Source organism: Humibacter sp. (assembly GCF_051954055.1).
GTDB lineage: Bacteria > Actinomycetota > Actinomycetes > Actinomycetales > Microbacteriaceae > Humibacter.
Genome location: NZ_JBQCIE010000122.1, coordinates 40,252 through 53,017, shown reverse-complemented (window position 1 = coordinate 53,017; position 12,766 = coordinate 40,252). Strand labels below are relative to the sequence as shown.

General features: G+C 69.4%; 9 protein-coding genes. 3 read left to right on the top strand and 6 right to left on the bottom strand.

What is annotated here, in order from left to right:
* The 3 genes from ACTHNC_RS16195 to ACTHNC_RS16185 all read left to right on the top strand — a co-directional run bounded on the left by ACTHNC_RS16195 (window position 1) and on the right by ACTHNC_RS16185 (window position 2,995).
* A complete protein-coding gene (locus ACTHNC_RS16195; protein WP_440295654.1) occupies window positions 1-1,113 on the top strand; it encodes an ROK family transcriptional regulator in 1,113 nt (370 codons plus the stop codon).
* A gap of 256 nt (window positions 1,114-1,369) precedes the next feature.
* Window positions 1,370-2,137 carry an enoyl-CoA hydratase/isomerase family protein gene (locus ACTHNC_RS16190; protein ID WP_440295653.1) on the top strand — a complete coding sequence of 256 codons (768 nt, stop codon included), beginning with the start codon at window positions 1,370-1,372 and terminating at the stop codon, window positions 2,135-2,137.
* A gap of 33 nt (window positions 2,138-2,170) precedes the next feature.
* Entirely contained in the window at window positions 2,171-2,995 is an 825-nt protein-coding gene (locus ACTHNC_RS16185; RefSeq protein WP_440295652.1) for an SDR family oxidoreductase, read from the top strand.
* Window positions 2,996-2,999: 4 nt separating this feature from the next.
* Here ACTHNC_RS16185 and ACTHNC_RS16180 read toward each other — a convergent pair whose 3' ends face one another.
* The 6 genes from ACTHNC_RS16180 to ACTHNC_RS16155 form a co-directional block, all read right to left on the bottom strand.
* A complete protein-coding gene (locus ACTHNC_RS16180; protein ID WP_440295651.1) occupies window positions 3,000-4,724 on the bottom strand; it encodes a beta-N-acetylhexosaminidase in 1,725 nt (574 codons plus the stop codon).
* A 4-nt stretch (window positions 4,725-4,728) separates the two neighbouring features.
* A complete protein-coding gene (locus ACTHNC_RS16175; protein WP_440295650.1) occupies window positions 4,729-5,361 on the bottom strand; it encodes a bifunctional 4-hydroxy-2-oxoglutarate aldolase/2-dehydro-3-deoxy-phosphogluconate aldolase in 633 nt (210 codons plus the stop codon).
* Window positions 5,362-5,437: 76 nt separating this feature from the next.
* Window positions 5,438-7,420: an FUSC family protein gene (locus ACTHNC_RS16170; protein WP_440295649.1), complete on the bottom strand. Its 1,983-nt coding sequence runs from the start codon at window positions 7,418-7,420 to the stop codon at window positions 5,438-5,440.
* A 30-nt stretch (window positions 7,421-7,450) separates the two neighbouring features.
* A complete protein-coding gene (locus ACTHNC_RS16165) occupies window positions 7,451-8,761 on the bottom strand; it encodes an acyltransferase family protein (protein WP_440295648.1) in 1,311 nt (436 codons plus the stop codon).
* 59 nt (window positions 8,762-8,820) lie between these two features.
* Window positions 8,821-11,823 (bottom strand): alpha-mannosidase, encoded by a 3,003-nt coding sequence (locus ACTHNC_RS16160; protein ID WP_440295647.1) that lies wholly within the window; start codon window positions 11,821-11,823, stop codon window positions 8,821-8,823.
* Window positions 11,824-11,929: 106 nt separating this feature from the next.
* Window positions 11,930-12,766, bottom strand: a complete 837-nt coding sequence (locus tag ACTHNC_RS16155) for a carbohydrate ABC transporter permease (protein WP_440295646.1) — start codon at window positions 12,764-12,766, stop codon at window positions 11,930-11,932.

Sequence of the window (12,766 nt, the reverse complement as noted above, 5' to 3'; positions counted from 1 at the left end):
ATGGCCCAGCTGAGGGTGACCTCGAAGGCGCTCCCTGAGCACAACCGTCAGCACAACCGGTCTCTGCTCCTGCAGACCCTGCTGCACGACGGCGCGATGAGCCGTGCCGACCTTTCCCGAGAGTCCGGACTCACCCGCGTGACGGTCTCCGACCTGGTGAGCGAGCTGGCATCCGAGGGGCTCATCAGTGAGCTCGGCCCGCGCCCCGACGCACGCGTGGGCAAGCCGGCGCAGCTCATCGGCCTGAACGAGAACGCCTACCACGTGGTGACCCTCGACCTCTCCGCCTCCGACCGGTTCACGGGCGCGATCGTCGCGATCGACGGCCGGATCGTGCACCGCGCGGAAGCACCGCTCGACGACGCCTCAGGATCCGATGCCCTCGCCAAGGCCAGCGGACTCGCCCGTGAACTCGTCAAGCGGTCCACCGTGCGACTGCTCGGCATCGGAATCGGCACACCCGGTGTGGTGGATCCAACCGGCGTCGTTCTGTCGGCGCCGAACCTCGACTGGGCGGGCCTCGATCTCGCCGGCGCCTTCCGCACCGAGTTCGGAGTGCCCGTGCACGTGGGAAACGACGCCAATGCTGCGGCCCTCGCCATCCACACGTTCCACGAAGCCGCGCCGAGCTTCATGCTCGTCGAGATCGAGCACGGCGTCGGCGCAGGTCTCGTGATCGGCGACATCCTGGTCGAGGGCAGCAACCGCAATGCCGGCGAGATCGGCCACCTCGTGGTCGACGAGAACGGCGAGCTCTGCGCGTGCGGGCGACGCGGATGCCTCGAGCAGATCGTCGCCGTCCCCCACCTGCGCGCCCGGTTGCGTTCGTCGAGCCCCGAAACACACGAGGCGGTGCTGTCGGATGCCGGCCGCTCGCTCGGACTGGCCATCGCGCCCATCGTCGCCGCGCTGGGTCTCGACGACGTCGTGCTCTCGGGGCCGCGAGACCTGATCGAGGGACCTCTCCTGGACTCCGCACTGGAGATCGTGCGGTCACGCACCCTGTCCACGGTCGGCGACGGACCACGCATGAGCATCGCGAACGACAGCCACGACCTCGTACTGCTCGGCGCGGCCGTGTTCGTGCTGTCTGCTGAATTGGGGGTGTCGTGATGCTCACGACACCCTGGGCCGAGTTGGGGGTCTCCTGAGGTCGCATTCGCGCGGGGAATCGGCGTGACACGTCGCCACATCAGGCGGCTGGCCGGCGTGTCACGTCGATCCTCCGCACGACGGCGTTCCCACATTCCGACCCGACGTCGCCGGCTGACGGATGCCTACAACACGGCTACCGCGCCTCGCGCCCGCGACTGTGGCCGGCGTGCACCAACCCGGGGCGGGCCTCCCGAGCGGAGTAGGTTGCACAACCATGAGCGACACGATCCTGTTCGAGGTGTCCGACGGTCTGGCGCACCTCACCCTGAACCGTCCGGACCGGCTGAACGCCATCGACGGCGAGGCGGCGTACCGGTGGCGGGACCTGGCTCGCGAGGTCGGCGAGCGCGAGGACATCCGTGCCGTGCTGTTCGACGCGGCGGGACCCGCGTTCTGCGCGGGCGGTGACGTCGCTGCGATGGCGGCGACGGGAGGCGACGGTGAGGTCGTCGCGGGCCTGGCCGACGTCATCCACGAGGGCCACCGCATCTTCAATGAGACGCCGAAGCCGATCGTCGCCGCCGTGCAGGGCGCTGTGGCCGGCGGCGGCCTGGGCTTCATGCTCGTCGCCGACTACGTCGTCGCGGGCGAGGCCGCGTTCTTCGTCTCGAAGTACGCCGACATCGGCCTCACGCCGGACTGCGGCGTCAGCACCCTCCTGCCCCAAGCGGTCGGCGTGCGCAGGGCCATGCAGCTTCTGCTCACCGACCGCTCCCTCACCGCCGTCGAAGGACTCGAATGGGGCCTTGTCGCCGAGGTGGTGCCGAACGACGTGCTGCACGAACGCGCCCGAGCGATCGCCGAGCACTGGCTCGCGGGGGCGGCGGGCGCCTACGGGCAGGCGAAGCGGCTCGTGCGCGGCTCGGTGGCGCGCAGCTACCGCGACGGGCTCGACGACGAGGCCCGCACCATCGGGTCCGCCTTCGAGACTCCGGATGCCCGTGCCCGCGTGGCCGCGTTCGCCGCGCGATCCGCCCGCTGACAGCATCCCAACAGACGACACCAGGAGACCCCCATGACCACTCTCGAAGGACGCACCATTCTGATGTCCGGAGGCAGCCGCGGCATCGGCCTCGCGATCGCCGTTCGCGCCGCCCGCGACGGCGCGAACGTCGCGTTGCTGGCCAAGACGGACACGCCCGACCCGCGGCTGCCGGGAACGATCCACACCGCGGCCGACGACATCCGCGCCGCAGGCGGCAACGCGCTGCCCATTGTCGGCGACGTGCGCAACGACGACGACATCGCACGCGCCGTCGAATCGACGGTCGCGGAGTTCGGCGGGATCGACGTCGTCGTCAACAACGCCAGCGTCATCAACCTCTCCCGCACGCTCGAACTCGAGCCGAAGCGCTACGACCTGATGCAAGACGTCAACGTGCGCGGAACGTTCATGCTCTCCCGCGCCGCCATCCCGCACCTGAAGAACGGGTTCAACCCGCACATCCTCTCGCTCAGCCCGCCCATCAACCTCGATCCGAAGTGGCTCGGCGCGCACACCGGCTACACGCTTGCGAAGTACGGCATGAGCATGGTGACGCTCGGACTGGCCGCCGAGTTCGCACGCGACGGCATCGCGGCGAACACGCTGTGGCCCCGCACCACCATCAAGACCGCAGCGGTAGGCAACGTCCTGGGCGGCGAGGCGTTGCTCGCGAAGAGCCGCACGCCGGAGATCTACGCGGATGCCGCCTACGAGGTGCTCACCAAGCCCGCCCGCGAGTTCACCGGCCGCTCCCTCATCGTCGAGGACGTCCTGGCGGATGCCGGCATCACCGACCTGAAGAAGTACTCCCCCGGGGTGGACGAGAGCGAGCTTTTCCCGGACATCTTCCTCTGAGGCGCTACAGCGACGTGTCGATACCGAAGTCCGTCAGGCTCGATCGACTCGTCTCTGCCACCGCCGCCGTTTGTCCCGTCGTCGCTGCGACCCGGGACTCCGAGTCGGCGATCCGTGCCGTCAGCGGTGCGAAGTACGCGGCGCGCTGCTGCGGAGTGACGGGACGCCCGGTCACACCCGGCCGCTGCTGCCAGGGAAGCGGACCGGACGAACGGCGGTATTCGACGCCGAGGGCATCCAGCCGAGTGAGGTGCTGGTCGAGCCGGCCGGCGAACTCGTCGTAGTCGCGCTCACCGTCGAGCCAGAGCGCTTCGGCGAGCGCGCACATCCGCGGGAAGGCGAAGTAGTCGACCGTTCGGGGTGAGTCCATGTGCTCGGTCCAGATGTTGCCCTGACCGCCGAGCACGTGGTGCGCGTCTTCCGAATCGAGCTCGGCGGGCACGGGATCGAAGCGATACGCGTCGGCGATCGTGAGCACGGTGCCGACCGGGATGGGCTCGTCCGAGCGGTCGGACTGCCGGTAGTCGAGGTACGCCTGGTCATCGGGGCAGGCGACCACGTCGTGACCGGCGCGGGCGGCGGCGATCGCGCCGGTCATCCCGCGCCACGACGCGACAGTCGCCCCCTGGCTCACGGAGCCGGCGAGGCCGCCCTCGAGGATCTCGTCCCAGCCGTAGAGCCTGCGACCGCGGCGCGACAGGTGGTCGTCGAGACGGCGGATGAACCACGCCTGCAGCTCGTCCTCAGTGGAGAGCCCGAGCTCGGCCTTGCGCTGCTGCGTCCGTTCATCAAGCAACCAGCCGTTCTTCGGGCACTCGTCGCCTCCGATCCCGATGAACGGCGAGGGGAAGACCTCGATGACCTCGTCGAGCACGTTCGTGAAGAACTCGACCGTCGACTCCTCGAGGTTGATGACGTTGTCATCCATGCCCCACCTGGTCCACACACCGAGCGGGTCGCTCTCCTCGCGGGCAAGACCCAGCTCAGGGTAGGCGGCGATGGCGGCCTGGGTGTGCCCGGGCGACTCGATCTCGGGCACGACGTTGATCGCCCGGTCCATCGCGTAGGAGACGATCTCGCGCAGATCGTCCTGCGTGTAGAAGCCGCCATGCGGACGGGAGTCGCCGCGCGAATAGGATGCCGCGCCCAGCTGGCTCTCACGCCGCCACGACCCGACCTCCGTCAGCTTCGGGTACCGCTTGATCTCCACGCGCCAGCCCTGGTCATCCGTCAGGTGCAGGTGCAGCGTGTTCAGCCGGTGCATCGCCATCAGGTCGATGAATCGCATGATGTCGTGCTTCGGCATGAAGTGTCTGGCGACGTCGAGCATGATGCCGCGCCACCCGAATCGCGGCGCATCCTGGATGCTCACCACCGGCACCACCCACGGCACGTCGAGCACGCGCCCCTTGCGGTAGATCTGCGGGGGCAGCAGCTGCAGCAGGGACTGGCATCCGTAGAACACCCCGGCCGGACCGCCGCCGGCGATGTGCACGCCCTCCGGCGTCACGTCGAGCGTGTAGCCCTCCGGCGCCAGCTGCGGGTTCCACTCCAGCTCGATGCCGCCGTCCGGTCCCATCTCGAGCGGGAATCCGGTCGCGGGGCGAAGCGCGCCCTGCAGCCACGACGCGGCCCCGGCGAGTTCGGCGGGAGCGGTGATGCGGGCGATACGGGTCAACTCGAACTCGCCCTCGCCGATGGAGAGGGTCGTCGGTCGGGGAAGCAGCATGCCTCTACTCTCTCAGGTGCCGCACAGCATGGGCGAATGCCTCGGCACGACGGCGGATGTCCGGCCAGTTGGATGCCGCCAGCGACTCGGCGGGAACGACCGAGGATCCGGCGGTGACGGCGTACGACCCGGCGTCGAGGAACGAGCGCGCGTTCTCGGCCACGATGCCGCCGGAGGCGATGAGCCGGGCCATCGGCATCGGCCCCAGCAGGTGCTGGAAATGCTCGGGCCCTGCCGTCTGTGCGGGGAACACCTTCACCGCCCACACGCCCTGGGCGAGCGCCTGCATGATCTCGCTGGGCGTGAACGCCCCCATCATCATCGGAACGGATGCCTGTGACGCGATCTCCGCGACCGCGGGGCTCAGCCCGGGTGTTGCGATGAACTGCGCGCCGGCATCCAGCGCACTGCGCGCCTGCGCGGGAGTGAGAACGCTGCCCGCGCCGACGAGGGCACCGGTGTCGCGTGCCGTGGCGCGCTCGATGTGCCTCTCGACGTCGGGCGTCGTGAACGTGAATTCGATGGCCCGGATGCCCCCGGCGACGAGCGTGTCGGCGAGCGCCGCGGCATCCGGAATCACACTGGCCCTGATGAGCGCCATGGCACGGTCATCACCGATGATGTCGATCGCCGCCATGAACGCCCCTTCGTGCCCTGTTCCGTACCTCGCACAGTACCGCTCGCCGGCGACATGCCGGCCGCCGTTCGGCGCCTCACGACGCGAGCACGGACCGCGCGGCGCCCACCTCGTCGCTGATCGATCGCAGCAGCTGGTCGGCGGGAAGCTGAATGGACTCCGGCGGCCGGTCAGCGCGCACCGCGTCGGCGAGATCGGTGAGGGCGTCGTGCAGCGTGCCGACGGCATCCTGGTTGGCGTGCAGCCGGGACTGCGCGGCATGGATGGCCGTGGATGTCACCGCGTCGGTCACGCGTTCCAGCGCCACGATCTCGGGCCACCACGCGGCCGCCGCGGTGCTGATGGGCGGCGGCTCCGCGAGGGTCTGCTGCACGAGCGTGCGCAGATCGGAGAGCCTGCGGTAGGTGCTGCGGCGCGCAGAGGATCTGTCGCGCGCTGCGGCCGGACGGTCCGCCTCGTCGGGTGGCGGTGTGGCGAGCGCCACCTTGAGGTAGCCGGCGACGTCGGTGGCGACATCCGCGACCCGTCCGCTGAGCTGGCGGGACGGGCGCCAGGTGGACGGCCAGGGCAGGTAGCCGACGACGAGGACGATGGCGCAGCCGATCAAGGTGTCGGCCACCCGGCTGACGATGAGGCCGGTGTCTCCGCTGTGCACGAGCTCGAGAAGGATGACGATGACTGGCGTGATGAACGTGGAGAACAGCCCGTAGTTGCGGCGGATCGCGATGGGCATCCCGCCGGCGAGCAGCGCGAGCGCGACGACCTGAGGCCAGCCGGTCGGCAGGAGCTCGACGACGGCTGCGCCGACCAGCACGCCGACCACTGTGCCGAGCCCGCGCTGCACGGCCCGGGCGAATACGGAGCCGAAGTCGGGCTTCATCACCACCGCGACCGTCAGCACGATCCAGTACGGGCGCTCCAACGGGAACAGCACACTCACCGCCTCGGCCACGGCGACGCAGACCACGAGCCGCAGCACCGCGAACCACGTCTCCCCGCCGCTGATCAGGTGGTCGAGGGCGGTGCGCGCTCTCTGCCGCAGGGTGACTCGGGGCAGGCCGACGGCATCCGGTCGCTGGATCGGCACCGTGGTCGTGATGGGGCCATCGCCCTTCAGGAGGGAACCGGCGAGGCGCAGCGACGACGAGAGAGCTGCGCGTCCTGGCGTCGACCGGTCGGGCGTGGGCATCGTCGGCGGCGGCGCCTTGGGGTCCTCGATGGATCGCGCCAGCGACCGCAGGGTGTTCGGCAGGAGCGGCGGCAGCGGTTCCCCCTCCGCCGCCACCGTGGTGGCGGCCTCCACGATCGGAGTCGCTGCGTTGAGCTGGGTGACGAGGGTGCGCCACTTCGGATCACGGCCGGCGAGCGCCGTGCGGGCGGCCACCATGAGGTCGTACGCCTGGTTCATCGCCGTCGTCACGTCGCGCCTCGCTGCGTCGATCGCGGGCGTGCCGATCGCGTCGAGCTGTGCGGCGACGGCGGTGTAGACGGATGCCACGGCCGCTCGCTCCGGCGCCCGCGCCCGCCCGGTGATCGCGATCGCGATGCCGGTGAGGCCCAGCCGCCACGCCGCCCCGACGAGCAGCGGCAGCGGCGCCACCCAGATCGGACGCAACCCGAAGTCGATGCCGCTGCCGACGATGACGTAGATCAGGAACTGCAGGGCCGCCTGGGAGGCGTTCGCGCTCACCACGCCCGCGATGCCGGACAGCACGGCCGCAGCGACCACGACGATGACGGTGGCGACGTCGTTGCCGAGCGCCAGGGATCCGGCGAGCAGCCCGATCGCGGCGGAGATCGCGGTGGTCAGGATGCGCCGCATCCGGTCGACCGCCGCGCCTCCGCGGTCGGCCACCGACGTGATGAGCGCGCCGATCGAGACGAGCACGCCGAGCCCGAGGATCGCGGGGTCGCCGGGGAAGATCACGAGCGACACCCCGACCGGCACCGCGACCGCGATGGCGGTGAGCACCGCGAGATCCCAGGGCGCCGGGGCGGACTTCGGGCGCACCAACTCGCGCACCCAGGAGCTGCTCGGCGCTCCCGGCGGTGACGACATGTGGATGAGGTTACGCGTGCACCGAGTGCCTTAGGACACAAGCACTCGCTCTCGCGCAAGCCGTGTCCTGTGCTCGTCGAGCTCGGCGGCCACTGTGATGGGCCGGGTGACGGCTCCGATGGCGCCGGAGACGCGCCGTCCGGCCCATCCGGCGAGGCGACGGGACGGCCGCTCGACGAGCACGTACATCACGATCGCGAGCGCGAAGCTGGTGATGATCGCGAGGCCTGCTCCCAGCGCCCAGCGGGATCCGGTGAAGTTCAGTCCGAAGAGCACCACGATGGGCGAGTGCACGAGGTAGAGGCTGAAGCTCACCTTGCCGAGCGTGGCGAAGGGGCGGGCCGCGAAGATGCGTCCGGCGGCCGGCCAGAACGCGACGGCTGCAACGAGCAGAAGCGCGCCGGGCACGCGCATTGCCATCGCGACGCCGTCACCGGTCGTGCCGGCGATGGGCCGGACGAACCAGTAGCAGATCGATAGCAGCGGACCTCCGACCAGGATGCCCGCGAACACGAAGGTGAGCACACGGCTGCCCTGCCACCGGGCGACGAGGTCGCGGATCCGGTCGGCGTTGGCGCCCATCAGCGCTCCGAGGGCGAAGGCCGGCAGGAACATGGCCGCCTCGATCACGGCCAGGTAGCCGTAGACGCTGACGGCGATGAACAGCATTGCCCACAGCACCGGAACGCGGCGGCTGAACAGGGCGATCAGCACGACGAGCGGCAGCAGAAGCGAGAACCACATCTCCCAGGTGAGGGACCACAGTGGCGGATTCACCGAGGGATGATTCGGGTCGACGATCAGCAGAGTCTCGGTCCACAGGTTGTGGAAGCTGGTGTCCGGATGCGCCTGTCGCGTCAACCACGAACCGTCCGATCCCTTGGACGGATGCGGGAACAGCGTGATGACGAAGAACGCCAGCACCATCGACGCGACGACCGGCACGCCCAGCCGCAGAACGCGCCGCGGGTAGTAGGCGAACCAGTCGTAGCTGCGACTGCGGAGCCCCGCCAGCCCACCCCGCCCCGACCGCAGGGCGGCCGCATCCAGGTCTTCCCGAGCCTTCAGCGGTGCGAGTGCCAGCACGAAACCGCTGAGCACGAAGAACACGAGCACGAACTCGGGGCCCGCCACGAAGACCTTGAGCGGCGTCTCGACCAGCCACCACGCCGGCGAGAACACGTCCAGCTCGCTGGCGCTGTCGTAGCCGTTCGACACCGCAGGAATGGTCATCGAGAGGTGATGAAGCAGCACGATGGCGGCCGCCACGCCTCGTAGACCGTCGAGCGAGCGGAGTCTGAGCTGGGGTTCCGAAACCGATGGTACTGAAGCCGATCGCATCGGTAAGACGCTACCGACTCAACCTAAGAACCCCCCGAAAGCGGGTCAGGAGGCCGCTATCACGCCGATCGGAGGCGCAACGTGACCACCTGGAACGGTCGTACCGAGAGGATGTTCGTGTCCGCGTCGAACCCGTCGGGATGCTCGAGCGGCTGCTCCAGTAGGTCGGTCTGCACGACCGAGCCCACCGGGAAGCCGAACCCGATGGTTGCCGAGGTGCGGCGGCCGAGGGCCTCGTACAGCCGCACGATGACGTCGCCGGAGCGGTCCTCGGCGAGCTTCACGGACTCGACGAGCACGCCGTCGCCGTCCACGGTCACCAGCGGCTCGATCGGCGCCGCGGCCTGGCGCAACGGAAGGTTGAGCGCGTAGCCGGCGGCGATGGCATCCGCGAGCTCGGCCCCGAGCGTCAGCGAGGACCGCACCACGTGCTCGCCCTGGTCCGCCTCGGGGTCGGGGAACAACGGCGCCCGTAGCAGCGACTGGCGAACGAGGGTCATCGTTCCGCCGCCTCGCCGGGTGCGGCGGGAGATGTCGTGCCCGTACGTGGAGTCGTTCGCGACGGCGACGCCGAATCCCGGCTCACCGACGTGCACCCAGCGGTGTGCGGAGGTCTCGAAGCGGGCGGCATCCCACGACGTGTTCTCGTGCGTCGGCCGGTACACGTGCCCGAACTGCACCTCGCTGGCGGCGCGGTCGGCACGCACGTCGAGCGGGAACGCGAACTTGAGCAGGCGCTGTCGCTCGTGCCAGTCCACCCGCGTGGTGATCTGAAGGGTCGGCGTGTCGGGCCCGAGCGTGAACTCCTGCTCGATCGTCGACTCCCCCACTGAACGGGTGACCCGCACCGCGCCGCGCGACTCGTCCGCCTCCAGCGAGACCACGGCGTCGAGCTCCTCCTCGTGGCGGCGGTAGTGCTCGTCGATGTCCCACGCATCCCACCGATTCGGGGTGTCGCGGAAGAGCTGCAACCCAGCGGATTCGCCCGGTGCGATCGCCTCCCGACCGCTCGCCAGGTCGACGGCCGAGACCACCCGGCCACGGGCATCCAGGATGAAGCGCGCCAGGCCGTTCTCGAGCACCATCGTGTCGCCGTCACGGCGAACGGATGCGGCGACACCCGCGGTCGGCGCACCGGCGCCCAGTGCAGGCACTCCGCGTAGCGGAACCGGCGCCGCGTTCACGAGCACGCCGCCTTCCGCCCCGCCCGCGCCGCCGCCGAGCGTGTCGAGCGCGCGCTGGATGACCACTTCGACCCGCTCGGCGACAGCGGCGTAGTTGCGCTCGGCCTCGCGGTGCACCCACGCGATCGAGGACCCGGGCAGGATGTCGTGGAACTGCTGCAGCAGCACGATCTGCCACGCCGCCTCGAGCTCGTCGTACGGGTACTCCGCCCCGGTGCGCACGGCCGCGGTCGCCGCCCACAGCTCCGCCTGGCGAAGCAGGTGCTCGCTGCGCCGGTTGCCCTGCTTGGTGCGCGCCTGCGACGTGTACGTTCCGCGGTGCAGCTCCAGGTACAGCTCCCCCGACCACACCGGCGGATGCTCGTACTCGGCCTTCGCCCGCGCGAAGAAGTCCTCCGGGGTGCCGAGCTCAACGGCGGGCAGACCGTCGAGCGAGCGTGCCCTGCGCGCCGACGCGATCATCTCGCGCGTGGGTCCACCGCCTCCGTCACCCCAGCCATACAGTGCCAGCGACGAGTTCGCCGCGCCCTTCTCCGCATACTGCCGATCCGAGAGCGCCAGCTCCCGCGGCGACAGGTCGGAGTTGTAGGTGTCCATCGGCGGGAAGTGCGTGAACATCCGCGTGCCGTCGATGCCCTCCCATAGGAATGTGTGGTGCGGGAACCGGTCGGTGTCGTTCCACGAGATTTTCTGCGTGACGAACTGGCGGATGCCCGCACCCGCCAGCAGCTGTGGCAGCGCACCGGTGTAGCCGAACGAGTCGGGCAGCCACCCGGTGACCGCGCGCTTGCCGAACTCCCGCTGAAAGAATCCCTGACCCGCCACGAACTGGCGCACCATCGCCTCGCCGCCGACCATGTTCGTGTCCGACTCCACCCACATGCCACCGACCAGTACGAACCGGCCCTCCGCCACCCGGGCACGGATGCGCTCGAACAGCTCGGGATAGAACTGCTTCACCCACGCGTACTGCTGCGCCGACGAGCAGGCGAACACGAAGTCCGGATGCTCGTCCATCAGCGCCAGCACGTTCGAGAACGTTCGCGCACACTTGCGGATGGTCTCCCGCGTCGGCCACAGCCACGCGGAGTCGATGTGGGCGTGCCCGACAGCCGTGATGTGGTGCACGTTCGCGGCGGCCTCGTCGTGCAGGACCCCGGCGAGCGCGTCCCGTCCCGCCTGCGCCGTTCCCGCGACGTCGTGCGGATCCATCACGTCGCACATGCGCTCCAGCGCCCGCAGCAGCCGCGCGGCCCGGTTGGATCCCGGCACCAGCTCGGCGTGCAGCCCGAGCAGGGTGAACACGTCGCGCTCCAGCTCCCACACTGTCAGGTCGCGTCGGGCGAGGGCGATGCTCCGAACGCGGTAGATCGGGTCGGCTCCGGCCGTCGCCTTGTCGCCCATCGGCGTGGCGCCCCAGCCCCACGAGCCTCCGATGTTCGGGTTCGATGCCGCCTCGATATAGAGGTCGACCGTCTCTCCCTCGACGGCGACCGCGGCGTTGAACGGCTCGACCGCCTTCACGATCGTCCCGTCCGGTGCGTACACCAGCCCCTCGGCCTGGAAGCCGGCGCCGTCGCCCTCGAACCCGAGATCGACCACGAGCTCGACGCGAGAGTCGTCTGATGCCTCGCGCCAGGCATCCGGAACGCTCCCCTTCACGTGGAACCAGGTCGTCCCCCACGGCTTGCTCCACGGCTGACCGACCGCGAACGGCTCGAACGGCTGCACGATCGCCTCGGCGAACGGCACCGGTTCGTCCGGCACATCCCACGCGGTCAGCTCGAGCGGGATCCGCTCCGGGTAGATGGCGGGGGCGATGCGCTCGCCGAGAAAACGGTTGATGCGCTCCAGAACGAGGCGCGAATCATCGTGCACTGTTGTGCTCCTAGGTCATGCGTGCGGACGGGGTGGTGCGTGCGGACGGTGTGGTGCGTGTGGACTGGGTGCTGCGTGTGGGTGCTGCTGTGGTCGGACGCCGCCCTCAACCCTTGACGGCGCCGGCCAGAGCCGAGCTTCCGCCGAGGAACCGGGACGTCACGACGTAGAGCCCCAGCACCGGCAGCGAGTAGATCAGGGAGAACGCGGCCAGTTTGCCGTACGCGACCGCGCCGTACTGCCCGAAGAACTGGTAGATGCTCACGGATGCCGGCATGTTGTTCGGGCTGAGCAGCAGCACGAACGGGATGAAGAAGTTCCCCCACGCCTGCACGAACACGAAGATGAACACCACGGCGAGCCCCGGACGCATGAGCGGAACGACGATACGGGTCAGGGTGGACATCATCGACGAACCGTCGGTCCAGGCCGCCTCTTCGAGAGTGATGGGCACCGAGTCCATGAAGTTCTTCATCATCCAGATCGCCATGGGGAGGCTCGTGGCCGCCATGAACAGAACCGTTCCCCAGAGGGAGTCGAGAAGGTTCATCGAGACGAAGAGGTTGTAGACCGGCACCATCATGGCCGTGATGGGCAGGCACGTGCCGAAAAGGATGCCGTACATGTACGGCCGGTTGATCCGCATGCGGTAACGAGAGAGCGGGTACGCCGCCAGCACGGCGATCACGACCGTGATGATCGCGCATCCGAACGAGATCACGACGCTGTTCCAGAGCGGCTGGAACGCCAGGCTCGGCGTCAGCACCGACGTGAAGTTGTCGAGCGTGAACGGTGCGGGCAGCTTCAGGGTGAGGTTGGCCGTGCCGTCGAACGACGCGATAAGAAGCCACAGCAGGGGCAGCAGAAAGCAGAGTCCGACGATCACCAGGATGGTGTTCGAGACGATCTTCAGGCCGCGGCCCGATGGCGATGAGAGCTTCAT